The following is a 24,882-nucleotide window of genomic DNA, read 5'->3' on the forward strand; positions in this document are numbered from 1 at the left end:
ATTCAATACTTGGCGCCTATTTGATTAAAAATTCTCAGGGCCGTTAAGATGTTTGACTCAAATTGACCAATATGGGGAGTGGTTCGTGATTGAAAGTGGGCAGGATTTTGTGAGAGTTCCCGAAGAGTTATCGCCGCAGCAGCTGGTAGGTGCTTTGGTGGCAGAGGGAGTGCTAACTGATCCTGAATCTGCCCGTGGACGTTTGCTGAATGCTGCAGCGCGGTTGTTTGAGCAAAAAGGGTTCGCCCGGACAACAGTGCGGGATCTCGCTGCGGAAGTGGGTATTTTGTCTGGCAGTATTTTTCATCATTTCTCCAGTAAGGAGCAGATTCTCTGTGAAGTAATGCGGGAGGTGACGATATTTGCCGGTGCGCGAATGCGAACCGCAGCGGAACAGAGTCGAACACCGCAAGAGAGGCTTCAGGCCTGTATTCAGTGTGAATTAGAGGCTATTCATGGATTGGCAGTACCGGGTTTTTCTATCCTGGTGGTGGAGTGGAGAAGCCTATCCGAAGAAAGTCAGCAGGAGGTTTTACGCCTAAGGGAGGAGTATGAGCAGATATGGCTGGACGCTATTGAGGCCGCCGAATGTCCCGGTGGTGATCCCGCTCTGGTAAGGCGTTTGCTGGTTGGTGCCTTGAGTCACACATACAGTTGGTATAAGCCGAGAGATAAGGGGTTGTCTATTCCAGATCTGGCGGCGCGTGTTCTAGCGATATTCACTCCCTGAATTCTTCCTAAATTGGCAAAGCGTGCCATAAAAACTGTGAACTTTGCCTTCTTTCCTGCCATTTTTGTTTTTGAACTGGCTTGGTGAGAACTGGTGCGCAACTGATTTTCTCTGAATCTTTTACTCTCCGCGCAAGATGTAATAAATGTGACAATTTGCGTCACTTGGTGACAGGAGAGGGAGATGGCGGGCCAGGATTTGTACCAGGTGGTTTCCACGGGAAGGACACTTCACGCCAAAGAACCGGGTCCGGTTATCCGGGATGTGGCGAAGTTGTTCTCTATCTCGGAGCCCCAGGCGCGCAGGCTGCTACTAAAAGGCTGGGTAATTAAAGATCGGTTGGTTTCTGACCAGGCGCTGGAGTTTCGCACCAGTCTGCAGAAAATTGGCCTGCGAGTGGAGGTTTGTCCGGCGGGACGATTTGATAACCGCGAGCTGATTGCAAAGATAAAAGTCGCCCAGCGGCGCAAGGCCCAGGTCAATGCTGCATCGGTGGATGCGCCGGATAAGTCGCGCGCTGGTACTGACCCTTTTGTTCCTGTTAGCCAGAAAACTCTCGAAGCAGACGAGCCCCAGAAAGTCGTTTCATCCACTCCTGCCGCAGGCAATCCAGTAATAAAGCCGGAAGGCTCCCGGGATTCGGTTGAGTGGTATTTATCTGATGCAGGCCGATTACAGGCTGACAGTGTCACCAGTCAGGGAAAGGCAGTTTGGGGAGTGGTCAAAGCAGTAATCGTGCCTTCAATATTCTGGTTGGTACTGTTCGCTTGTGTTTTCTCCAGTGGATATGCCCTATGGCAAATCCCTATGGCTGTTTGGCTGGGAGAACTTACTTGGGTGGGGGTGTCGCTGAGTATTTTAACCGTACTTCTCGCCCTGCTTGTTGGTCTGCTGTTTGTTTGGCCATTTTTCTGCTTATCCTCCCGTTTGCGAGATTCATCGGAGCCCCGTCAGCTGTTGCCCTCTGAAGGTAAGGAGGTCTTGAAGTTAATTAATTCATTGGTCGATAAGCTAGGGCTGCCAAAGATCAGCCAAGTCTTTGTAAGTGCAGACTCCCATATTCTGTCCCAGCCGGGATTTCTCCAGGTTTTTAGGCAGAATTTACCACTTACAGTAGGGCTTGCCAGCGTCGCCTCATTGGATGGAAAGGAGGTCCTGGCACTCGTGGGTAGGGGGCTCGCCTTCTATCGCGGCCGTTTGCTCGGCGCACTTGGTTGGTTGACTTACGGCACCGTGCAGCGATTGGAACTGATGCAGTGGGCTTTTGAAAATGAGCGCAGTGTTGTTAGCCCGGAGAATGCCCCCGGAGCACTGGCCGGGCCATTTCACCGTATGCTAGTGACAGGTGGATATATTTTGCTCCCTATCTTGCAGCGCCTGGAGGCACTGCATTGCCGCTTAACCGCAGGCAGTGCCGTAATGCTACAGGAGAGGGCTGACGGTGTTGCGGCTCAGATAATAGGTAGTGATGCGTTGGCAGACTTCGCCAGGAAGTGGCATCGGTTAGTGCACGCAGATCTCTTAGTGACAGAAATTAATCGCGAAGCCCAGGCGCTGGGACGCAGTTGTGCAAATATTCCCGATGCCGTCCGTTGGATGCAGGAGAATCTGGATGTTGATACCTGCGATGTAGTTGAGGCTGCTATGACGCAGGCCAGGGACCCCTGGGATATTCAGCAGGCGATCGACAGTGAATGTGTAACGGTGTTGATTGAGCGGGAATTTGTGGGGCAGGTTAGATCTGCGATACCCCTGCAATCCATGTTTGTGGACTTTGCCGGGCTGGCAACCGCTGTGACGTCTGAAGTTGCTGGCAAAGACTGTGAGATGGTCGAAAACCGACTTTTACTGAGTTCAAGTAAGGAGTCAGAGGAGTCTGCTGAGGTACTGGACGAGTATTTCAATCGCCTGGCGCCCTTGGCCCTGATGCCTCTGCGCAGGCCATCCTCTGTGGAAATGCAGGCGCTGGATCTGCAGGGCACAATCGATTGGCTGCGCAGTAAACTGGTGGAGTTGCGTGATTTGCGTGGACGCCGGGAGGACTTGCAGGTCAGGGTTTTTACAATGCAGCTGGGAGCGGCGCTGATACGCGGTAAAATCCCTTTTACCGCTGAAGACTTTTGCTTGAAAGGGGCCAGCCTTGTAGGAGCTCAAGAGCAGATCGCTGTTAAGCGCGCTGAACTGGAGGAGTCACACAAGCAATTACAGCAGATTTATGGTGTTTTCTATCAGCGCCTGTGTCTATCCCTGGTAACTATGCCCACGGATCAGCGTCAGACAGCCAGGAATCAGCTGCGCCATTTGGCCGCCTACGATAGCTTGGCACCACATCTGGATCGGCTCGCCGGTTATAGCCACTCGCTGGCAATATTTGCCCAGCACCTATCACCAGAGTTGAATGAAAGGGAACTGCTGCAAAAATATACGGCGCTGTCTTTGCGAGAGACAGATGCCATAGTAGCGGCAGTGGAGAGTTCGGCTCTATTAAGAGAGCAAGGGGTGGCGGCGGCAATAAATTTGAAAGCTCAGGGGGAGCCTTTCAGGCAGCTGCCACAAGGGAGACAGGAAGTGCTGGATTCTCTGCAGGTTATGGAATCGCGTTGCAAACACATTCGCGCTGCGATTCTGGAACACTATCATATCCAGCTAGCCGCCTTGCTGAGTCAGTGTTTGGAGCGGGAAAAGCAGTTGCAGTTGAAGCCACTGCGACTGCTTAAGGCCGGCTAACCGCCGGCCAGTTTTACCGTGTGGTTGCGAGATTCCAGGAATGTTTTGATCTCAGTACGCTTGTCACCCTGAATCTCAATCACCCCATCTTTGAGGGCGCCACCGCAGCCACAGCGCTTCTTGAGCTCTGCCAGGAGCAGCTTGAGTTCGCTGTCAGTGCCTGGCAGCCCGCGCACGCAAGTCACCCCTTTTCCTTTGCGGCCCTTGGTTTCCCTTTGTATTCGAACTATGCCATCTCCATCTCGGCGCTTTTCTGTCCTGGATTCCTCTTTAATTCGACCGAGGTCAGTTGAATAGACGAGACGATTCTCCTTAGCCATGGTTGGGAATACTCCGTTGGTATTTGCTGAAAATGCCGGGAATTGTGCCCGAGGTGCGCAGGATGTCAAAGCCGCTGTAAACGATGTTGAAAATGGGGCGACCCCTGAAGCCTGAGAGGTTAGAATTTTGCCGCAATATGAAACAGCAGCGTAGTTGAGGTGATAGATGGCGTTGACGGGACGTCGCAAACTGCTCAATGAGGTAATTTTCGGAACCGAGACCCGGGCAGGGCGGAATTTTGATGTTTTTTTGATCTGGGCGATCCTGATCAGCGTGGGTTTGGTGCTCCTGACCTCCATAGGTACGGTGCGCGACCGCTATGAGCACTTACTCATCGGCCTGGAATGGGTATTTACTGGCCTCTTCACCATTGAATATATCGCCCGGATATATTGCACGGTGAATCGCCGCAAATATATTTTCAGTTTCTATGGGATTGTGGACCTGCTCGCAATTCTCCCCAGTTACTTGGCGCTTCTCTATACTGGCGCCACCTATCTTTTGGTGATTCGCCTGTTGAGGGTGCTGCGGATCTTCCGAATCCTGAAGCTGGTTCGCTACTTACGTGATGCCAACGTCTTGTTGCGAGCCCTCGGGCTGGCCCGGCGCAAAATCCTGGTGTTTTACTCCAGTGTTTTGGTTATGTGCATTATTTTTGGTTCCCTGATGTTTGTGGTGGAGGGGCCAGGCCACGGATTTACCAGTATTCCCACGAGTGTTTATTGGGCTATTGTGACCATCACAACCGTTGGTTATGGCGATATCTCTCCGCAAACGCCTTTGGGGCAGGGCATTGCTGCAATGACCATGCTGATTGGTTACTCAATTATTGCAGTGCCTACCGGCATTCTAACGGCGGAATTGGCTGGAGAAATGCATCGGGAGCGAGTGCAACAGCGCTGTGATAACTGCAGCCGTAGTGCCCATGACCCAGATGCGGAATACTGCAAATTCTGCGGCCATCGCCTGGAGGATATGGAAGAGAGCGAAGCGCTGTAAGTTATTCGCCCTTTGTCACCGCCGGCCAAAACAGGGCCGGCAGCCATTTATCAGCTTATGGTTTTACCACTCATCCGGGACGCGGACGGCTATGACTTCTGCCTTGGCGCAGAGGCGTCCATTGCTGGTGAGATTGCAGTGCAGAACAGTTTTCTTGGAGGAGCGCTGAACAATAGTGGCTTCGAGAATGACCGGTTTATCGATGGCAGCCGGTGCCAGGTAGCTAATATCCAGTTTGCCGGTGGCATACCAGATCTTGTCACCAGTGCCGACAGCTCGTCCGGCTTGCAGGTAACCATCGGCGATGGCTGTGCATACGGTATGGCAGTCGATAACCGTAGCGATAATTCCACCGTTTAAATATTGAGCAGGTCCAGCATTGTGATGGGAGCTGGGAAGGAACTCGCAGCGGGTTTGATCCTTCTCGGTCCAGTAGCTTTTAATACGCAGGCCCTGGTCATTGTCTGGACCACAGCCGAAGCAATGATTGCCCTGGATCTGATCTTGAATTGCGCTTTCCTGAGTCATATTTATCCCTCGCTATGAGCGCGCAATACTACCGATTTGCGCCGCAGAGTGGAAGAAACTACCCTTGCGGGCTTGCAACAGAGTTATCCGAATTATCTGGACGTAAATACATGGACATATACGGCTTTTGTGCCCCTGGTTTAGAGGCTCTTTACGATGCTTTTGCCAGAAATTTTCGCGAGTGCGGTGATACAGGAGCGGCCTTTGCCGTGCGCCAGCATGGAGAATTAATCTGTTCCTTATGGGCGGGAAGTGCGGATCGGGGTGCAGAGAGGCCATTTACTGAAGACACATTGGCCAATGTCTTCTCATCTTCCAAAGGCGTTCTTGCAGTTTTGGCGATGCAGCAAGTTGCCGCAGGCAAACTGGATTTGGATCGCCCGGTAGCGGATTACTGGCCTGAATTTGCCCCAGGCAAAGAAACTGTCACCGCACGCCAATTGCTGTGCCACCGCAGCGGACTTGTCGCTTTCCGTGAGCGGGTAAAAGACAGTTTGATTTACGATTGGCAGGCGGCTTGCGACCAGGTGGCTGGCAGCGAGCCTTGGTGGAAGCCCGGAAGTGCACAGGGTTACGCCCCATTTTTATACGGCTGGAGCTTGGGTGGATTAATTGAAAGGGTTGCCGAAAAACCCTTGTTGGAACTTTATCGGGAATTGCTAGCCAAACCCCTCAATCTTGATGGGGGCTTTGGGGCAAATGGACATCGTTCGCAGAGAATTGCCGATGTCAGCCCGCTGAAACAACCCTTACCAGAGCTTCGGGAAAATGCCATTGGCCGCGCCATAAAAGAAGACCGCAAAGGGCCTGTTGCGATGGCATTTAGCAACCCGGTGAGCTTGATGATGGGTACCAATAGCTCCGAGTGGCGCGGTGCTTTAATTCCTGCAGCCAATGGCCACTTCAGTGCGAGAGACCTGGCAGCGGTTTACGGTGAACTCACCTGTGACGAGCCGACTATTTTGCCCAAGCGGTTGATAGATGAAGCGGCAAAGGAGCAGAGTCATGGCCACGATAAAGTATTGCAGGCTGAGGTGAGTTTTGGTTGTGGCTTTATTCGCAGCAGTTCCGCGGCGGACTTGCGCTTTGGGGGTAGCCAGGGCTTTGGCCATCCGGGAGCGGGTGGTAGTGTCGGCTTTGCTGACCCGGAAAGAGGGCTGGGCTTCGGATACGTGACAACTCGTTTGGGGCAGAGCTTATTTATGGATCGTCGAGCGGTCGGTCTGGTAGATGTTCTTTACGGGTTGTTGTGATGACTGAAGAAATAAAGGCTCTGGTAGAGCGGGTCGATGAACTGGAGAGCCGTTTGGCTTTCCAGGAAGACACTATAAGCCAATTAAATGATGTGATTACTCGTCAGGATACGGATATTCGCACTCTACTCGCACATATGCGCGAGTTGGGCGAAAAGTATCGGACGATTGCTTTTGAGATGCAGGGGGCCGGCAAGCCGCTGGATGAAAAACCTCCGCATTACTAATTCAGTGGTTACAAAAGGGTTTTTATAGAAGTCCACAGGGGCTGGCACGAAATTTTTTTGTTACTAAGTGACAGACATAGAGGTATTCGCTGCCTCTTGGGGGTGACTTTAAAAACAAAAGCGTCTAAAAAAATTGCCTCAGTGGAGCGTGAGGCTATTGACAAACTTTTCCACATACGCAGTTGGTAAAATTTGCCCTCAAACAAGAAGATATCCACCGCTATTGGACGTCAAGGCAGATTTCTAACTTGTTGTTTTTAAAAGGAAAACTGAAGAGTTTAAAAAATGTGCAAAACGCTGTAGGCGAGAGTTTACGCCGGCTGGCGCCATGGATAGCTTATTAGTGCACAGTTTTATCCACAGATTTTGTGGAAGACCGGAAAGCTGATCACTTCTTGCTCGCTACTTTGTCCGTCATTGGTACGTAGTTATGAATAGTTAGTACGTAATGGGGACTAGTCAGTAGAACTGACAATAAATTCGCTTTAGTCTATGGAAAATTTCATTGGGTTGGTTCAGCCGCCAGTCAGATAGTGTGTTGAACAATACAGAGATTGCACAAGACATGTGTAGCTCAATACCCGTTACTTAAAAATGCGTTAGGAGAGCCAATAATGAAATATTGGGTAGCAGCCCTGGCACTGGGTTCGATGGTTGGTTGTTCCACATTGGACCCTTACACAGGTGAAAGTAAGACCAGTAATGCCGCCAAGGGGGCTGGAATTGGAGCTGTAACTGGAGCGATCGTTGGTGTCGCTACTGCCAGTAAGAAAGACCGTGGTAAGGGAGCCTTGACTGGTGCCCTGGGTGGCGCGGCGATCGGTGGTGGCATTGGTTACTATATGGATCGTCAGGAAATGTTGTTGCGTCAGCGCCTGGAAGGTACCGGCGTACGTGTTGAGCGTGAAGGTGATAATATTCGCCTGATCATGCCTGGTAACATTACCTTCGGTACTAACCGCGCAGATATTCGTACAGACTTCTATGACACTCTGGAATCGGTCACTGTTGTATTGCAGGAGTTTGATAAAACTGCAATTCGAGTCAGCGGCCATACCGATAGCACTGGTTCAGATGTGTACAACCAGAGCTTGAGCGAACAGCGTGCTAATTCCGTTGCTGGCTTCTTCAGCGGTCAGGGCGTTTCTGCAGGTCGGGTACAGGCGGTAGGTTACGGTGAGCGTTATCCTATTGCCAGTAATGACTCTGAAGCTGGGCGTCAGGCCAATCGCCGAGTTGAGTTGGAACTACTGCCTTTATAACGATCAGGTCAGATAATTTCTACCTTTAGTCGTTCTTTTGTTGATAGTGCCCAGATTGTTCGGTTTGGGCACTACACCCCTTCATAAATTCCCTTTATTATTCTGCTCAATTTCTTAACTATTCCCTTAATCCGCAATTTGTTTGTCCCTGCAAAGAGTTTCCGGCTTTGATCCCTGATTACTCAGAGGATGACGTATTGAGAGAAAGCTTTCTCACTTATCCTCTTGCCATCTTCAGAATCTTTTCCGAACTGTTTTTGTAGTTGCCGCTCAAACCATTCTATTTAGATCAAGGCTCATCTTTGGATTTCCGTGTTGTCTTGTTTTCAGACTTATATAAATCTAGCGACCCTAAGATTTAGCATTAGTTTGATTTCAGTAAATTTTTAGAGAATGTTTTGTGAGCCAAACGAGAGTGGTTATCAGTTCTTTGATGTCTCAGTTTGTTCGACTGCTAAAAATTAGACGTGCCAACATTTTTATAGAGATCATTTGCCAATCATATTTTCTACCTATGAATAATTGATTTTGTGGCCATGTATGCAGAGATAGATTTTCTTGCTTTTTGATTTTTAGAGCATTGGCCGTCAAGTAAGCAGGAAAGTCCGAAAATTAAGTTGTCTAGGGTTGGGTTGGCGCTAATAATAATTTCTTAGTTTTATTATTTTCTGGATTTGTACTTTATGTGATTTATATTTTTGACCAGCTTTTTATGTTGGTACACCTGTGCAAGTTGAGGTGGTGTGAGTCGTAAGTTTTTATTGTTTTTTCTGTCGCGGATATTTTTAGGTGTTTAGTTGGTGGAATCAGTTTTGATTGGTACCCCCAGGCAAAGGATCGCATAAATACTTCTAATTCGAAGGGTGTAGCGCCAGATTTTAGGGCTGTGTTAATAGTGGAGGTTGTTCCTTCCCTCATTCGCCACTTCGATTGGTAATTTAGTTGTTGGATGGATGGATGGATGGATGGATGGATGGATGTTTGTGTCTGTCTCGTCGGAGAATTAATTTGACACATTGAGGTGGGTAAAGAATTCCATAAGTATTATTTTTCATGGTTTCACTGCTGTAAATGGCTGATCTATACGCTGCAGAAATATAATAATGGTGATTGTGAACCTGGCTGGTTTTAAGAGGCGATAAAGTAAAATTTTGCAGGAAGCTTGTCCTTTTGGTTGGAAATGATGAGTCTTAAGATGTGGGCCTGTGATGATCGTCAAGCTTCATTACTTAAATGTTTTGTGAGATTCATATTGGGGCTGAGGGCTTCAAGCTCTTTTCATGAAGGTCTATGTCATTTTCAGTTCTTCACTAAAAGATTTTATCCATAAGATGGAAAGGCTATCTCGATAACTTTTGGTTGGTAATTAATAAGGGGTAGCGGTGATCTTGGCAGAAGGTGTTGGCTAAAAGTAGGTTCTGAGAAGAGTGCACAATGAGTTCTTAACTTAAAGCCTTGACTCTCCTCTTAAGGGAAGAGTTTAGAATTTTAGTGGCTCAGGTAAAGATAGGGGTCTCACTTAACATGCGGTAGATGTAGTAGCTGCGCCTAATTGCTGAATCGATCGTAAAGCTATTGATTGAGTGGTTGGATGTTAGAGTTGGTAAATAGTTCTTGGCTTTAGTGTTTTATTGCAATTTTATTACATTTAAATTTTTCTAGTAGGTTTTTGTTCTTTTTTTGTTTGTGATTTGGAGTTTTTTTAATTTTGGGTGATTTCTTTACACCCAGGCCCGGTCTGTGGGGTGGGGTGGAAAAATTGAGGCAGTGTTGTGGGTCCTTAATTGGCATTTTATTTAGATGTGTCAAAAAAACAGTCTTCAATCATTTGCTGGTGTGCATGCAAAAGACGCCAAAATTTTTAGGGTGGAAAATACTATTTATCGTTGTGTAAGTGAAATAATTATTGGTTCATCTGTACCAATTGAGGTTGTTAGTTTTATTGGTACAGCTTGTTAGTACAAGTGGGATGAAATTTGATCAGTTAAAAGGCCCCAAATTTTGGGTGACTGGTTATTCTTTAAGGTAATATCAATATCACTTTACAGAATATGCAAGGTTAGTACATCCTAACGCAAAGTCACTTAATTCCATCGAGTTATTTTGCCTTTTTACGCCAAGTTAGATTTGCGAGAAAACATAAAGAACCCTTCTGGGTTGATAAGTTAGTTGTAGGTGTTTGCCGTGAAAAGTAGTCTTCTATCGTCATACCAGGGCCTTAAAGAAAGTAAAAAGAGAACGATATCGATCATTATTTGCTCTGGTGCCCAGTGCCTGGATATCACAGGTCCAGCTGAGGTGTTTACGTTTGCTAATAAACAAATGGCCGATTTTGGGTATGGCGAAGATCAGCTGTATAAAATTGAATTTTTGGCTGCAAGCAAGGAGCCGAGGCAAGTAACTACTGGCCTGAAAGTACATCCAGATAAATGTTTTTACGAGGCCGATTCCATCCATACTCTTTTAGTTGGAGGTGGTACTGCGAAAAGTTGCCTTGATTTAACGGATGACAGTCTGTTTCTTGAGTGGTTGAAAGTTAAGGCAAAGGAAGTTGAGAGGATAGGGGTTAGCGGAAGTGGTACATTGGTACTTGCTAAGGCTGGAGTTTTATCAGGGCATCGGGCTACAACCCATGAAAAATACATCGGTGATCTAAAAAAATATAAAGATATTGAAGTAGATGACAAAGCGATTTTTGTGAGAGATAAGAAAATCTACAGTTCTGTAGGGCGAAGTGCAGGGATAGACTTGGCCTTAGCTATGGTTGAGGAGGACTTCGGTCGAAAACTGGCCCTTTTAGTTGCTCGGGAAATGATTTTGTACCTGAAGCGTGATGGTGATCAGAGTCAGTACAGTAGTTATTTGCAGGCACAATTAAAAAATAATAGGTTCTCCCCGTTGTTGGAATGGATAAACCTTAACTTAGAACAGTCTCTCAGTGTTGATTTTTTGGCCAAAAAACAAGCAATGAGCCCCCGAAATTTTTCTCGCTGCTTCACAAGCGAAATAGGTGTAACTCCGGCTCGGTATTTGGAGCAGGTTAGAGTTGAGAAGGCCTGTCAGTTAATATTGGAGGCAGGGATTAGTCAGGATGTAGTGGCAACCCAGTGTGGCTTTTCGTCGCAGGAACAAATGAGAAGGGCGTTTCTTCGGCAGAAAGGTATTCTTCCCAGTAAATACCGCAAACAGTTCGCTTGAAAATACTGGATTTCGTTGATTTTTGGCTTATCTTCGACATGGGGGGCGGCTTTTCAGGGTTTAAGCATGAATGCTCATGTATGCCTGAACCTCTGAGTTGATCAACATCTTCACTTTTAGTTAATATTTATATTTTGCAAGAATATAAATATGAAATACTTACTTTTGACCAGTTTGCTATTTGCAGCTTCTGCAAGTGCTGAGATAGACCTTGATTACCTCAAGGTACCCGAGGGCTTTAAGCTCAGCTACTTTGCAGAAGATGTTGAGACGGCTCGTCAATTGGCACGTTCTGAGTCGGGTACAGTATTTTCTGGTTCTTTCAGCGCGAAAAAAGTTTATGCTTTCAAGGACACAGATAATGATGGTGTAGCTGATCAGCGTTGGCTATTGATGGATGATTTAAAAGCGCCGACAGGTATTGCCTATAAAAATGGTGATTTATATGTGGCTGATGTCAATAAGATTATTCGCTTCCCCCAGATTGATAAAAATCTTGACAAACCGAAGTCTGAGGTTGTTTACGATCAGTTTCCAGCGGACAGGCATCATGGTTGGAAATTTTTGCGTTTTGATAGTGAAGGGCAGCTGATAGTGCCCGTCGGCGCACCTTGTAATATCTGTGATGCCAACGAAAATTACTCAAAAATATTTTCGCTGGACTTGCAATCTAAGAAAACAAAAGTGATTGCAAATGGGGTGAGAAACTCCGTTGGCTTTGATTTTCATCCGCAAACCAATGAATTGTGGTTTTCAGACAATGGTCGGGACATGATGGGTGATGATATCCCACCCTGTGAAATCAATAAGGTAAGCTTTGCAGGAGAGCATTTTGGCTATCCTTATTTCCACGGTGACGATATTGCAGATCCGGAATTTGGTCAGGGTAAGAAGGCCGCTGATTATTCCAAGCCGGTATTAAATTTAGATGCCCATGTGGCGCCTCTTGGAATTCACTTTTATCGCGGTGGGCAGTTTCCCAAGGAATACCAACAGAACTTGTTGGTTGCTGAGCACGGGTCCTGGAATCGAAGCAAAAAATCAGGTTACCGAGTAATGATGGCGACAGTTAAAGATGGTGAGGTCACGGATTACAAGCCGCTGGTCACTGGTTTTATGCGGGATGAAACCACCTATGGGCGCCCTGTTGCATTTTTAGAAATGCCTGATGGCAGCGTATTAATTTCTGATGATTTTGCCCATAAAATCTATCGCTTAACCTATACCGGTATTTAAATGGCCGATTTTATAGCTATCAGGGCTGCTCATTGAGCAGCCCGCTTGGTTATCCACTGTATTGGTTTTCACGCTAGAGGAATTTCTGCCAAATTTCCTCACCTCTTAGCTATCCTTCAGACTCTGTAAAAAAGAGTAAGCCGATCCTAATTACTTGTGCTATGTCTACTGCGATAAGAGCATAAGTAAGGAGAGGGTTGTGACGCAAAAAATATCCTGTGAGACATTTTCCAAAATCGTGAGTGTTATTTTATATCTCCTAGTGAGTAGCACGGCGCATGCGACTGAGGACATAGCTTCGGCATCTACTGCTCATTTGGAATTACGTTTTGCCCAAGCTGAGGTTGTGGCGCAAGTAGAAATTATTGATGTTCACAGGGATGTGGATAGCGCACTGTCTGAGGAGGGAATTACAGCCATATCAGGCTATATCTACTCTGCCGTTCCCAGCCAGGTTTGGAAGGGGCCAATGGGTGGAGAGATCACCTTCCGCCTGGGATTTGAATCCTGCGATTTAAAGCTGGAGCAAGGTGAAAACTATCTGATTTTTGCGAATTTGGATAGCTACGGAAGGTTACACCTGAGGAGTTGTGAGGCGGTTATTGCTGAGTCAGACGCCACCGCGATACTTGCCCAACTTAATAAGTTTATTAAACAGGGCTAAGAAGTTGCTTTCTTGCAGACCTGTTAGAACTATCAGTTGTAACTGGTTCTTTCTTTACAGCAATCCAACCTGCTACGAAGTGGCTCTCCCCCTTGAAGAACCCCAAAGGAGGGTTATTCTTATCAGTATTGGCGCGACCTTCTTTTACAGGCGCTGCATCTCATTAAGTTGCGCACCGTTGTAAACAGGCTGGAGTGTCAGGGTTTGGGATTGTTATCGAGAAAGTACACCGACCAGCACTGTGTAACCGGCTCGATTTTAATGATTAATGTCTTCTTTTGAGTTTGCCTGGGGTCGAGAGGTCCAGATATGAAGAAGTTACTGATTCCCCTGATCATTTTATTACTGATCATCGGTTATTTTATGTCGCGCAGCGGCGAGCATAAGGCTAAAGAAGCCTATAACTCGATGGAGCAGGAGCAGAAGAGTGAACAGATGAGGGGATCCTCTACCCCCTCTAGTGGAGGAAGTAGCGGTGGCTCAATGGCCCCAGCAGATACCTCGGATTCCCCTGATGGTATGGGCAATCCCGATTCCCAAATGCCCCAGGACTCTGACTCAACCGATCCCGCTCCTCCGGGGTCTTCAGATAACGGGAGCTCACCTGACGCTACTATGTCTGGGTCCGACAATATGGGTGCAGATGGCAACATGAGCCCGGATGCTAATGATTCTAGCGCCATGCCAGACGCGAGCAATAACTCGGGCGGCGACCTAAATCAGCAAGCGGATAAGGTCGTAGATGATGCTACGAAGGAAGCCAATGATGCTGTAGAGGGAGCGACTAACGATATGGATGCCTCTGCCGATGGCACTGAAACAGATACAGAGGCAGATACCGGTCAGGATGAGGGAATGGAAAGTAATGATAACTGACCAATAGTAATGACTCAGCTACATCGAGCTAAGCGAAAAGCAGGGCCGCACAGAAGTGTGGCCCTGCCGCATTCTCAAAATATGATTGAGCATATCTGGCATCAGGGTGATCGAATACTCGAGGTTAGACCAGTTGGGAAGTTAACCGTTGAGGACTTCCAGTTGCTAGCCGCGCAAGTTGATCCGATCATCAGTAAGCGGGGACGTATAGAAGGGTTGCTAGTCAATGCGGGAGATTTTGCTGGCTGGGAGAGCTTCGTCGCAATGATCTCTCATTTTCGCTTTATTCGAGAGCATCAACGACATATCCGCCGGATAGCCGTGGTTACCGATAATCCTATCCTCCGCTTTATGCCCAACCTTGCCTGTCACTTCATCAGTGCTGAGGTGCGTCCCTTTCCCGAAGAGGAGTCCGCTCAAGCTCTGGAATGGTTACAAAAACCGGGTTAGCATCGCCTCCCTTTTTCAATGTTACCTGGAGGGCAGGTGAGTCCATCGTTGGCTATTGTCGCTGCGGCGCCAGAATATGTTTCCGCAGCGGAAGAACTATCCGCTCAGTTAGATTACCCCCTCCTTGGAGCTATTTCTCCTGCTGATGTGGTCGACTTTCCCCAAGTGTTGTGTCTCGGAGAGCAACTGCAGTTATGTGCGACCGGGCGCAAAGCAGCCGGGCCAGTATGGGTGGATTTTGTTGCTGGAACACTTGCTCATCGCCGCAAGTATGGCGGCGGTAAAGCTCAACCGGTAGCAAAAGCTGTTGGTTTGCGTTCTGGCTTCCACCCCAAAGTCCTCGATGCCACCGCTGGTTTGGGTAGAGATGCCTTTGTTCTGGCGGCGCTGGGATGTGAGGTGCAGATGCTGGAGCGCAACCCGGTTGTTTTCCAATTGCTGAAAGATGGAATACGCCGGCTGCGACAGGCGTCTATCGGGGATGCTGAGTTGGCTGCAATTTCTGAGCGAATGAGCTTGGTGGATTGCTGTACGGCGGCGTCAGAGTGGCTCGCGCTGCAATCGGAGGAATCCATCCCTGTTATTTATCTGGATCCAATGTTCCCTGCGCGGGGGAAAGCTGCCAAGGTCAAAAAGGAAATGGCTGCCTTCCATCATTTGGTTGGGACTGATGAGGATGCGGATAGCTTATTGAGCCCTGCCTTGGCGGCCTGCTACTACCGCACAGTAGTTAAGCGCCCTAAGCTTGCCCCCTATTTGGCTGATATGAAGCCCAACCTTTCCTTGGAGGGGAAATCCGGACGCTTCGATATCTACACCAAACATGGGGTTCCAGGCTAACTGCCACATACCACTGCCCTAGCCGATTTCTCCTTGGGTGAAAGATGGTGTGGGCACCGACTTGCTATGAATTCTATGTTTCCATAAGTCCGTTGCTAAAAGGGCGGCTTATGCCTTGGTAGCGGCACCTCTGTTATCCCATCTATCCCGCAGGCTCCCACGATAGGCTTTGCTTCTTTGTACTGCCGCAAAAATATTGCACTCCAGGGAGGTCCCATCAGTGCGACCAAAAGGGAGCAGTGCATCGAGCACCCCGGATATTGCCAACAGAAAGATGTTTTCTGTGGCTGCTCTCGGGCTCCTAACTGCCGCAACGGTCGTTACCAGCTTGCGTACCCTGCCGATGATGGCGCAAGAAGAACTGACGATGTTTTTCTATATCGGCTTTGCGGCATTGTTGTTCTTGATTCCTGCAGGGCTCGTGTCGGCAGAACTTGGTAGCGCCTTTTCAGAGCGCACTGGGGGTGTCTATACCTGGGTTGGTGAGGCCTTCACCCCGAAGGTGGGTTTTGTCGCTATATGGTTGCAATGGATCGAGTGCATTGTTTGGTATCCCACAGAGTTGGGTTTTGCCGCAGCGGCGGTGGCTTATGCGGTGGGCGATAATACCATCGCCCAGAATACCTACTATATCGGTGGGTTTTGCATCCTTGCCTATTTGCTAGCGACCCTGATTGCTCTTACTGGAACCCGCTTTCTGGTAAAAGTGGCACAGTTTGGATTTCTGGTGGGTATCGTATTTCCCTGTTTGATTTTGATTATCCTGGCTGTTTGGTGGGTGGTGAGTGGTAATCCTATTGGCTGGGAGACCTTGACCGACCCGGAAGTAGCAGTGCGTCGGGATGGTTATGATCACCCGCGCTGGTTTCCCCATATTAACGGTTTGGGGGCTATTGCTTTTCTCGGGGGTATTTTACTTGCCTTTGCTGGGGTGGAAGCACAGGCCACGCATGTGTCGGAACTACGTGATACCCGTCGAGGATATCCAGCTGTAATCGCCATCGCCGCCGTTATTTCCATCCTGGTGTTCACTCTCGGCGCACTCTCTATTGCTGCAATTTTGCCCTATAAAGAGATATCTGTAGAAACTGGCTTATTTACAGCTTACGAAAGAGCTTTTGGGCAGCTACTTGGGGTTCAATGGCCCGTGCAAGCACTTTCCTGGCTAATTGGCTATGGTGCACTAAGTGGTGCCTTGGCATGGTTGGCTGGCCCCAGTCGAGGGCTACTGGCTACGGCCCAGGATGGGATGTTGCCGCCCTGGTTTCAGCGAGAAAACCGGGTGGGTGTACAAAAAAATATTCTCCTCGCACAGTTTGTAGTGGTAGCGGCAATCTCGTCCATTTATATTTTAATGGATAATGTATCTACAGCTTTTGTTTTGATTTCAGTGATGGCTATTAGCTTATATATCATTATGTACATAATGATGTTTGCTGCGGTTATTCGGTTACGGATCACGCAACCAGACTTACCCAGAAGTTTTCGTATCCCCGGAGGGCTGCCAGGGGTTTGTATTGTTGCTGGAATAGGCTTAATTTCCGTTGTTTTTGCCTTGGTAGTTTCATTTTTCCCGCCAGAACAGCTCACGATAAAAAATCCTGTAACTTATGTTGCTCTCAACCTGGCTGGAATTGCTATAGCGATCACCGTTCCCTTGTTAATTTTCTATTTTCACAATCCCTCCTGGCGGGGGGAGGGTGGCCATCAACAGCAGTCATTTTCTGATATTGATGAGTGAGCCGGAGGTAGGTAGTGAAAGAGCAATCTCCATTTGATAGGTTCTTTGACGAATACAATGAAGATATTCCAGAAAAGCACTTTCCCCGGTGTAGTATTTCAGCAGAGGCTGCCGAGGCTATCGTAACCAGTGAAACCTGGGCTGACGCAAAGCCTGCGATGAACTTATCTTCGTTTGTCACAACTTTTACTGAGTCAGAAGCATTTGAGGTCGCCAAGAAACATTACCTGAAGAACTATATTGATCACGACATGTATCCTCAGCTGTTTGCGATGGAAGCGCGAATGGTTCGCTGGTTACACAACCTCTGGAATGGACCTGAGGGAGTAGAGCCATACGGCGCAGCGACCATAGGCTCGTCAGAGGCCTGCATGTTGGCTGGTTTGGCGCACAAGTGGAATTGGCGTAAGAAGAGGCAGCAAGCCGGCAAAGACGGCTCAAAACCTAACCTGGTTACCGGAGCCAATGTGCAGATCGTTTGGGAAAAATTTATGCGCTACTTTGATGTGGAGCCGCGCATAGCACCGTTAAAGCCTGGTCATTACCGCTTTACCAGTGAACATCTGGATGAATTGGTCGATGAGAATACCATCGCTGTTGTCGCTATCGCCGGGCAAACCTTTACCGGTGAGGATGATGCATTTAGGGCGATTCAAAACTGGTTGGATAAGTATGAAGAGAGAACAGGAAACGATATCCCTATGCATATTGATGGGGCGTCGGGAGGATTTGTTAATCCATTTCTCTATCCGAATTACAAATGGGATTTTCGTTTGCCAAGAGTGAAATCTATCAATGCCTCCGGGCACAAGTTTGGCTTGGTGCCGCCGGGATTGGGGTGGATAATTTTTCGTGAAAGAGCAGTTTTTGATGAAGACTTGATGTTCTATGTTAATTACCTGGGTGGGGAGATGCCTACAGCCACATTGAACTTTAGCCGAAATGCATCGCCGGTTGCCTACCAGTATTACAACTTTATACGTCTAGGCTATGAGGGTTACAGGCAGATTATGCAGCACACCTTGGAGAATGCGCAGACTCTTCGTCAACTTCTGGTGGCCAGTGGGTACTTTGAAATAATGAATAAAACCCAGAGAATCCCGGTTGTTGCCATGACCCTGAATAAAAAATATAAGAATTTTAATGAATATGATATATCCAATAAAGTACGTGAACGGGGATGGGTTCTTTCTGCCTATTCGATGCCGCCAAACGCTCAGTCTGTAAACTCTCTGAGAATTGTTGTTCGCCCTCATCTCAATCAGAATGCAATCAGTGGCCTTGCAAAGGATATTATCCATGCTTGCGATTGGTTGAGTAAGCATTGTGGTAATGCAACTCCGCCCAAGTTACATGACCCGCAAAAAGTGGCCCCCAGTAAGTGTTAATTCTTACGGGACTTTAACGATCCTTGCATTCAATGACTGGATAGATAAGTGGGCTATTTTGGAATCTCAGAGGCATCTTTGACAACTCTAACATGCTGCATCATGCCCCCATCCTCATGATAAAGTAAGTGGCAATGCAGAGGATACTTTCCGGTAAAATCCTTGAAACGAGTACGGAATTTGACATGTCCATGGGGCGGTACTTGAAAGGTGTCGCACCAAAACGGTAGTTTGAGTGTGTGGTGCATGGGATCTTCTCCAGCCACCTCGATAACATAATACGGATTTACATGAATATGGATTGGGTGGGGGAATTCACTTTCATTAACCAAGGTCCACTCCTCTACTGCATCAAGCTCTACGTAATGATTAACCACTTCACACCCTTCGAATGGTGAATGGTCAATACTGACATTCAGCCCGCGATAATATTTTTGGGGGTCATCAAGCGTGTTGGCCTGGAAAGTGAGTCGACGTGTATTGGTGATCTCATCATCTGTAATAGGTTTCAGTAAGTCCACTTTAAAACTGCTGGGGAAGGGTGGGGGTGCACATCGGGCGGGTGGTTTGCTGGGGGCATAGATTGCCGTTCCGATTTCCTCCCCCTGGGCAATGGCAATAACAAAAAGTGGACTGTTGTTATGGTACTTATAATGCGGCATTTGTTGGAACTCAATCGCATTATTGTAAATGTAAAAATGAGCTCCCGGAGTGGCGGCTTCACTGATTTTTAAGAAAAGGGAGGCTCGATTAGCGGGGCCCAGGCTTACTCCGTCTTGTAGGCGGTAGTCATCAGTAGGGTTTCCATCAAACCCGTAGATATACATTTGCGCGAACCAAGGGCAATCGATATCTATCGATGTCCTGATGGTAGCATTGAGAAGTCTCAGATTGAGAAGCTCACCCACCGTTGCATGAATGATAGGGCAGTATTGTCCGTTAACGGTAATACAGTATTCACTATCTGGGAACTTAGCGACCTGGTGTTGATCCTCTACTTTTCCGTGCTCATCTACGGCAATATTCTGGAAGACAAGAATATGTTCCTTAACTCCCATTGCCTCAAATTCATCCCTTACGATTAGGGCACCTGCCATCCCGCTGCCGACTTGTATAGCGACAGAGCCGTGCTTATGGGGGTGGTACCAGTAGAGTCCTGGGGGTTGGTCCTTGGGAATGTCGTATTCGTAGGTATAACTTTCCCCTGGTTTGATCTTCATGCAGACATTGTCGGCCGGAGATTCTGGGGAGACGTGGAGCCCGTGAGTATGTAAGTTGTAGGTATTGAACTCATGGGGGAAGTTTATTGTAGCGGGTGTATTGAGGGGGTCTTCCTCTGGCAGCAGGTTGTTTGTCTGGATAGTAAGGTGGCTATCAGCGCGAATTTCAATGGTAGGGCCTGTCAGTGTGAAACCTGCTTCTTGAGTGATTGATGATGAAAATACACGGGTCCAGGTTGGTGTGTCATGGGTTTTGTAAAAACTGAAAATGTTATTCTTTTCGTACTGTACATCAAGTTTAAGTTCTAGTTTTCTATTTTCTTTATCCATTGAGTAAGCGGGTGGATTTTTTATTGGTTCTAGAAAGGAAATATGCTCTCTATTGCTCACTGTTAACTCCGAGGATTTTGTGGGAAGCAAGATTGGTAAGGGGTATTTTATGAACGAATATCAGTTTAGATTCTAAGGCTGGATTATTTCTGGATTTGCTCGCCATATGATTGTTAATTGAGAGTGTTGTGGTCAACTCCAACCGGACACTTCTTTAAGCACATTTCTCAAATTCGATAGGGGCTAGGTCTCCCAGTGTTGTATGTATTCTGCGTGAGTTGTAATAAGCAATATAGGCTCTTACATCTGCTACCGCATCCTCCCTTGTCGGATAAAGGTTTCCCGTTACCCACTCCCGCTTCAGGCTGCTGAAGAAACGTTCAGTCGGTGCGTTGTCCCAACAATTTCCCTTACGGCTCATTGAACACACCATCCCATGCTGACTCAATAACGTTTGGTAGGTATGGCTGGCATACTGACTGCCACGATCAGAGTGATGCAGGAGACCTTTTGGGGGCGAACGCAAATTGACAGCCATCATCAACGCACGAGTTACCAGGGCCGTTTCCATCTTGCGATCTAGATGCCAACCAATAATCCGGCGCGAATAGAGATCAATCACTACCGCCAAGTACAACCAGCCCTGCGAAGTCCAAATATATGTAATATCAGTCGTCCAAACTTGATTTTTAGCGCTCGGTGAGAACTCCCTATTCAGAAGGTTCTCTGCGACCGGCAGGTGATGTTTACTGTCTGTCGTCAGTGTAAATCGCTTCTTACGCTTTACTGCCAAGCCTAGCTTTTTCATGAGCTTGCGGACTCGATAGCGCCCGACTTCAAAGCCTTCTTTACGTAACAGCTTCATTAACCGACGACTTCCCAGGCTCTGTCTAGATTCTGCAAATAGGGCCTTCAAACGATGGCATAGTTGCCATGTTTGAGCATCTATTGAGCTATTACCACGGCAACACCAATCGTAATAACCAGTTTTACTTACTTGCATTACCCGGCAGAGCACCCTAACAGGAAAGCTGCCTTGCTGTTTTTCAATAAAGCTGTACTTTATTTCATTTCTTTCGCAAAGAAGGCGCTGGCCTTTTTTAGGATTTCTTTCTCCATCCGCAACTGCTTATTTTCACGTCGTAATCGCTCTAATTCTGCGCGCTCACCTACATCCAACCTCACACCGTCTTCTTCCTGCTTCAGTTCCTTTATCCAGCGTCGCAGGTTATTGGCTGTTGTTCCTACAACCTCTGCTGCTTTAGAAATTGAATACCCTTGCTCAGAGACTAGCGCTACGGCGTCTTTCTTAAATTCCGGCTTGAAATGCCGACGTGTACCTTTTGTTGTCATACTTCACCTCGCTTGGTAGTTTTACCATCTTAGCGAAGTGTCCGGAAGGATTAGACCACTACAGAGGCAAGTTAGGGTAGCAATAATCCTTCTGCAAAATTCATAATAATTCTCGCGACTTTGTTGGGGTGTGCCTGAGCAATAAAGTGCCCACCTGGAATATCAATGACATTGAGGTTGATGTATATCGCAGATATATCGATGGCAGCTTTTTTACTTACAAGTCGATCTCTATCCGGGCGGATATAGACGGCAGGGATTTCCAAATTTTGGGATGGTTTGGAGATAGAGGCGATATTATGAAGCCTTTGCTTTAGTTTGCCTCTGTTGGTATTTAGTAGGGCGTTATAGGTGCTGTCAATGAGTATGTCACTGCCTTTGCCATTGAAACCAAAGAAATTTAGTGTGATTTTGGTTAAAGATGGGCAGTCTATAAGCGAGATTGGAGCTAGTTGTGCCGCCTTGGATAGCAGCGAAGGAGAGCTTATAAAGCTAGCTATAAAGGTAATGCCTAAAATTTTCTCGGGAGCTAAAAGGGATAGCTCATATGCAACTCTTCCTGAATAGGATTCAGCAATAATGTAAGTCTTCTCATTGAGATAGCTCTTGGCGATTGATTGAGCTTGAGCCAGGTAACTATCCCCTGGGAGCTTGGAAAGGCAGATAGTTTCGGTTGTCCATTGTTTTGGTAGTGCCTTAATCAAACCTGAAAACAGTGTTCCTGTTCCATCAAGTCCTGGTAGAAGTAAAACTTTCAATTCCGAATATCCTGCTGGAATTTCCTATTAATTGAATATTAACATGCTTATGTTGAGTATTTCTCTATATATGACATTCAGCCAGGGTAATTCTTCTTGATGTTTGTACGGGACAAGCAATCTGGTAGTGCCGAAAGGTGAAGTTTTCTATCGTATGAGGCGGTTTGAGTTGCTGTGAAGGCTGTTGGGTGTGCATGTTTTAGATAAAAATAGTTTCTTTGATTTGAGCTTCTAAATATATTTAATTATTCTAATGGATATTTATTTATACTAATACGTTATTTCTAGTTATGTCGATAACGAAAACAGAATTGCTAGGCCAATAAGTTGTCTAGGTGGGTAAGTATTAGAGTTCGTTAGTGTAACTTAATGACAGGCCTAAACGTAGCTAGAAAGTTAATTGAAAGTCATTTGGTCAAAGGGAATATGGCTCCCCAAAGTGTTATCGAGCTTAAAATTGACCAAGGGAGCCTCTGAATAAACCTGTAATGCCTCTGCGGGTCTTGAAGGCTGCAGATGCTAGGCGCAGCTCGCCGCGAATGGCCGTAGCCCTTTGCAAGAGCTGCAACGCAGCAGCTGTGGTCTTCAAGGCCCGCCCTTCGGGGCTTGCAGAGCGATTCACACTCCGCGTTGCGACTTCTTGAAAGGTCTAGACATTCCTGCGAAGCCGCGCCTTGATTGTGAACCGCTCTGCATGCCAGAGGTATCATGGAGTTATTCAGAGGCTCCCAAGTCCTCAGTGAGGATGCCACCGGCACGTTAGTGATGTTGGAGCTTGAAGCTTTGGGGGCGAGGCAGGTGAAAGCAGAAATATGCGCTCAGTATGTGGATCACAATGTATTGAGGGCAGACCATAAGAATGGTGATGACCACGTGTTCCTGCAAAGTTCCTGTCGAAACTACGGGATATGGTACTCGCGACCAGGAAATGGTATTAGTCATCCTGTCCATATGGCTTGTTTTGGTATCCCCGGTAAAACCCTTTTAGGTGGGGATAGCCACTCATGTGCTGCGGGCTCGTTAGGTATGTTAGGAATAGGAGCCGGAGGAATTGAGGTTGCGCTTGCAATGATGGGATTTCCGCTCTCTCTGGTAATGCCAACTATTTTGGGGGTGCGTTTAGAGGGGGAGCTACAGCCATGGGTAAGCGCTAAAGATGTTATTTTGGAACTTGTACGTAGATATACATTGAGAGGTTGCTGGAACAAGATCGTTGAATATCACGGCCCTGGATTGGCAAACCTTACAGCAATGGATCGTCACGTAATCGCCAATATGGGGCAGGAAATGGGGGCCGTAACAAGTGTCTTTCCTGCTGATGATCAAGTGAGGCTTTTCTTGCGGCAGCAGTCGCGCGAGAACGACTTTGTCGAGTTGCTTGCCGATAAGGATGCAACCTATGATGAGGTTGCAACTTTAGACCTATCGAAAATTGAACCGATGATCGCTTGCCCCTCGCGGCCGGATAAGGTTGTTAAAGTTCGTGAAGTTGAAGGTAGGCCAGTTTCTCAGAGCTATATCGGTTCTTCGGCTAACCCTGGGTTGCGTGATTTTTCTATTCCCGCCCGGATGGTAAATGGTCTCTTTGTACCGCACGAGGTTTCTTTAGATATTAATCCCGCGTCGCGCCAACTACTTCATGAGCTGACTCATAATGGTGACCTTGAAAAACTGCTTGGTGCAGGGGCTTACTTGCATGAAACCGGCTGTGGTGGCTGTATCGGTATGGGGCAAGCCCCAGCTAGCGGGCACAATAGTCTTAGAACTGTGCCGAGAAATTTCCCTGGGCGTTCGGGAACTAAAGAAGATAGCGTCTATTTATGCAGCCCAGAGACTGCGACGGCCAGCGCCCTGAAAGGAAAAATAACTGACCCCAGAAATTTAGACATGGATTATCCGGTATTTGAAGAGCCTGAACATCTAATGGATATGCGGTCACTATTGGAGCCACCGCAGGAAATACCAGTGAAAGTTGAGGTTAGAAAGGGCCCCAACATCAAGCCTTTGCCAGTTCTGGAAAAAATGTTAAGTGTGATCGAAGGCCCTGCTCTTTTAAAGCTGGAGGATAATGTTTCAACCGATGATATTATTCCCGGAGGTGCGGATGCTTTGCCTTATTGGTCAAATGTCCCAGAGTTAAGCCGCTTTGCTTTTTCAAATGTAGATGAATCTTTTTATCAGCGGGCTTTGAGCACCGAGGAGGATATATTTCTTATTGCTGGCAACAGTTTAGGTCATGGGTCGAGCCGGGAGCATGCCTCAATTACTCTGCGATACCTGGGAGTGCGCTGCGTCATAGCCAAAAGTGTAGCTGGACTCTATCGCAAGAATCTTATTGACCACGGAATTCTCATTTTAACATTTTGTAATCCAAGCGATTTTGACGCATTTAGTAAAGATGATCAACTTCAATTTTATGATCTCTCAAGCTGTACAGGGGGTAACAAGATACTAGAGCTGAGAAATGTGACAAAAGGTATTAAGATTTGGTTGGAAAATGATCTTTCCCAAGAAGAAATTGAAATAATTAAATTTGGAGGCCGCATCAACTATATTAAGGGGTTGTTGAGAAGGTCTCTGGAAGATATGGGCTCATTTTAACAGTGTGCAGGGTGGTGTGGGGTTGGCTCTCCACGCAAAATACTTGCTTGTATTTTTTAGAACGATATTTTTAATTATGAATTGGCAGTTGATGTATAGATTAAAATTTAGGTTGGCTTTTGATGAAGTTCTACTCGCTTGATGAGGCTAGAGAGAATATTATTTTCTGCTAGTAGTTTT

General features: G+C 47.2%; 20 protein-coding genes. 15 read left to right on the forward strand and 5 right to left on the reverse strand.

Annotated elements, in window-relative coordinates; translation table 11 throughout:
* Positions 1-85 precede the first annotated feature (85 nt).
* On the forward strand, positions 86-730 hold the full coding sequence (locus tag QT397_13265; protein WNZ58260.1) for a TetR/AcrR family transcriptional regulator: 645 nt from the start codon (positions 86-88) through the stop codon (positions 728-730).
* Positions 731-913: 183 nt separating this feature from the next.
* Positions 914-3,457 carry a hypothetical protein gene (locus tag QT397_13270; GenBank protein WNZ58261.1) on the forward strand — a complete coding sequence of 848 codons (2,544 nt, stop codon included), beginning with the start codon at positions 914-916 and terminating at the stop codon, positions 3,455-3,457.
* On the opposite strand, the gene yciH is transcribed toward QT397_13270, so the two are convergent.
* On the reverse strand, positions 3,454-3,777 hold the full coding sequence (gene yciH / locus QT397_13275) for a stress response translation initiation inhibitor YciH (GenBank protein WNZ58262.1): 324 nt from the start codon (positions 3,775-3,777) through the stop codon (positions 3,454-3,456). The two genes, QT397_13270 and yciH, sit on opposite strands and share 4 nt — an antisense overlap.
* A gap of 166 nt (positions 3,778-3,943) precedes the next feature.
* Here yciH and QT397_13280 point away from each other — a divergent pair, with 166 nt between their 5' ends.
* Positions 3,944-4,777: an ion transporter gene (locus QT397_13280; GenBank protein ID WNZ58263.1), complete on the forward strand. Its 834-nt coding sequence runs from the start codon at positions 3,944-3,946 to the stop codon at positions 4,775-4,777.
* A gap of 63 nt (positions 4,778-4,840) precedes the next feature.
* Here the strand turns inward: QT397_13280 and QT397_13285 are convergent, their stop codons facing one another.
* On the reverse strand, positions 4,841-5,305 hold the full coding sequence (locus QT397_13285; protein WNZ58264.1) for a PaaI family thioesterase: 465 nt from the start codon (positions 5,303-5,305) through the stop codon (positions 4,841-4,843).
* Positions 5,306-5,415: 110 nt separating this feature from the next.
* On the opposite strand from QT397_13285, the gene QT397_13290 reads away from it, so the two are divergent.
* The 11 genes from QT397_13290 (at position 5,416) to QT397_13340 (ending at position 18,440) form a co-directional block, all read left to right on the forward strand.
* Positions 5,416-6,558 carry a serine hydrolase domain-containing protein gene (locus QT397_13290; GenBank protein ID WNZ58265.1) on the forward strand — a complete coding sequence of 381 codons (1,143 nt, stop codon included), beginning with the start codon at positions 5,416-5,418 and terminating at the stop codon, positions 6,556-6,558.
* Positions 6,558-6,785 carry a SlyX family protein gene (locus QT397_13295; GenBank protein WNZ58266.1) on the forward strand — a complete coding sequence of 76 codons (228 nt, stop codon included), beginning with the start codon at positions 6,558-6,560 and terminating at the stop codon, positions 6,783-6,785. The genes QT397_13290 and QT397_13295 overlap by 1 nt, the downstream gene beginning before the upstream one ends.
* 614 nt (positions 6,786-7,399) lie before the next feature.
* Positions 7,400-8,047, forward strand: coding sequence for an OmpA family protein (locus tag QT397_13300; protein ID WNZ58267.1), 648 nt, complete (start codon positions 7,400-7,402; stop codon positions 8,045-8,047).
* 2,184 nt (positions 8,048-10,231) lie between these two features.
* Positions 10,232-11,245 carry a helix-turn-helix domain-containing protein gene (locus tag QT397_13305; GenBank protein ID WNZ58268.1) on the forward strand — a complete coding sequence of 338 codons (1,014 nt, stop codon included), beginning with the start codon at positions 10,232-10,234 and terminating at the stop codon, positions 11,243-11,245.
* Positions 11,246-11,395: 150 nt separating this feature from the next.
* Positions 11,396-12,481: a PQQ-dependent sugar dehydrogenase gene (locus QT397_13310; protein WNZ58269.1), complete on the forward strand. Its 1,086-nt coding sequence runs from the start codon at positions 11,396-11,398 to the stop codon at positions 12,479-12,481.
* Positions 12,482-12,680: 199 nt separating this feature from the next.
* Positions 12,681-13,145 (forward strand): hypothetical protein, encoded by a 465-nt coding sequence (locus QT397_13315; protein WNZ58270.1) that lies wholly within the window; start codon positions 12,681-12,683, stop codon positions 13,143-13,145.
* A gap of 309 nt (positions 13,146-13,454) precedes the next feature.
* Complete coding sequence (locus QT397_13320) at positions 13,455-14,021, forward strand: hypothetical protein (protein ID WNZ58271.1); 567 nt, start codon at positions 13,455-13,457, stop codon at positions 14,019-14,021.
* Positions 14,022-14,102: 81 nt separating this feature from the next.
* Positions 14,103-14,471, forward strand: a complete 369-nt coding sequence (locus tag QT397_13325) for an STAS/SEC14 domain-containing protein (GenBank protein ID WNZ58272.1) — start codon at positions 14,103-14,105, stop codon at positions 14,469-14,471.
* Between the two features lie 36 nt (positions 14,472-14,507).
* Positions 14,508-15,311, forward strand: a complete 804-nt coding sequence (locus tag QT397_13330; GenBank protein WNZ58273.1) for a class I SAM-dependent methyltransferase — start codon at positions 14,508-14,510, stop codon at positions 15,309-15,311.
* 220 nt (positions 15,312-15,531) lie between these two features.
* Complete coding sequence (locus QT397_13335) at positions 15,532-17,052, forward strand: amino acid permease (GenBank protein WNZ58274.1); 1,521 nt, start codon at positions 15,532-15,534, stop codon at positions 17,050-17,052.
* A 14-nt stretch (positions 17,053-17,066) separates the two neighbouring features.
* Positions 17,067-18,440, forward strand: coding sequence for a glutamate decarboxylase (locus tag QT397_13340; protein ID WNZ58275.1), 1,374 nt, complete (start codon positions 17,067-17,069; stop codon positions 18,438-18,440).
* A gap of 53 nt (positions 18,441-18,493) precedes the next feature.
* On the opposite strand, the gene QT397_13345 is transcribed toward QT397_13340, so the two are convergent.
* The 3 genes from QT397_13345 to QT397_13355 all read right to left on the reverse strand — a co-directional run bounded on the left by QT397_13345 (position 18,494) and on the right by QT397_13355 (position 22,101).
* Positions 18,494-20,050: a multicopper oxidase domain-containing protein gene (locus QT397_13345; GenBank protein WNZ58276.1), complete on the reverse strand. Its 1,557-nt coding sequence runs from the start codon at positions 20,048-20,050 to the stop codon at positions 18,494-18,496.
* A 154-nt stretch (positions 20,051-20,204) separates the two neighbouring features.
* Positions 20,205-21,343, reverse strand: a protein-coding gene (locus QT397_13350) for an IS3 family transposase (GenBank protein ID WNZ58277.1) whose coding sequence is annotated in 2 segments (ribosomal slippage) — positions 20,205-21,094 and positions 21,094-21,343 — 1,140 coding nt in all. Because the reading frame shifts where the segments join, the coding sequence is not laid out codon by codon here.
* Between the two features lie 71 nt (positions 21,344-21,414).
* A complete protein-coding gene (locus tag QT397_13355) occupies positions 21,415-22,101 on the reverse strand; it encodes a hypothetical protein (protein WNZ58278.1) in 687 nt (228 codons plus the stop codon).
* A 708-nt stretch (positions 22,102-22,809) separates the two neighbouring features.
* On the opposite strand from QT397_13355, the gene QT397_13360 reads away from it, so the two are divergent.
* Positions 22,810-24,702: an aconitate hydratase gene (locus tag QT397_13360; GenBank protein ID WNZ58279.1), complete on the forward strand. Its 1,893-nt coding sequence runs from the start codon at positions 22,810-22,812 to the stop codon at positions 24,700-24,702.
* Positions 24,703-24,882: the final 180 nt, after the last annotated feature.

This window comes from Microbulbifer sp. MKSA007, from assembly GCA_032615215.1.
Classification (GTDB): domain Bacteria; phylum Pseudomonadota; class Gammaproteobacteria; order Pseudomonadales; family Cellvibrionaceae; genus Microbulbifer.

What these genes read in the sequence shown, in the direction of transcription:
- QT397_13285 (WNZ58264.1), bottom strand. Translation starts at nt 5,305, where the DNA reads ATGACTCAGGAAAGCGCAATTCAAGATCAGATCCAGGGCAATCATTGC.
- QT397_13320 (WNZ58271.1), top strand. Translation starts at nt 13,455, where the DNA reads ATGAAGAAGTTACTGATTCCCCTGATCATTTTATTACTGATCATCGGT.
- QT397_13300 (WNZ58267.1), top strand. Translation starts at nt 7,400, where the DNA reads ATGAAATATTGGGTAGCAGCCCTGGCACTGGGTTCGATGGTTGGTTGT.
- QT397_13310 (WNZ58269.1), top strand. Translation starts at nt 11,396, where the DNA reads ATGAAATACTTACTTTTGACCAGTTTGCTATTTGCAGCTTCTGCAAGT.
- QT397_13280 (WNZ58263.1), top strand. Translation starts at nt 3,944, where the DNA reads ATGGCGTTGACGGGACGTCGCAAACTGCTCAATGAGGTAATTTTCGGA.
- QT397_13360 (WNZ58279.1), top strand. Translation starts at nt 22,810, where the DNA reads ATGGAGTTATTCAGAGGCTCCCAAGTCCTCAGTGAGGATGCCACCGGC.
- QT397_13270 (WNZ58261.1), top strand. Translation starts at nt 914, where the DNA reads ATGGCGGGCCAGGATTTGTACCAGGTGGTTTCCACGGGAAGGACACTT.
- QT397_13295 (WNZ58266.1), top strand. Translation starts at nt 6,558, where the DNA reads ATGACTGAAGAAATAAAGGCTCTGGTAGAGCGGGTCGATGAACTGGAG.
- yciH (WNZ58262.1), bottom strand. Translation starts at nt 3,777, where the DNA reads ATGGCTAAGGAGAATCGTCTCGTCTATTCAACTGACCTCGGTCGAATT.
- QT397_13290 (WNZ58265.1), top strand. Translation starts at nt 5,416, where the DNA reads ATGGACATATACGGCTTTTGTGCCCCTGGTTTAGAGGCTCTTTACGAT.
- QT397_13325 (WNZ58272.1), top strand. Translation starts at nt 14,103, where the DNA reads ATGATTGAGCATATCTGGCATCAGGGTGATCGAATACTCGAGGTTAGA.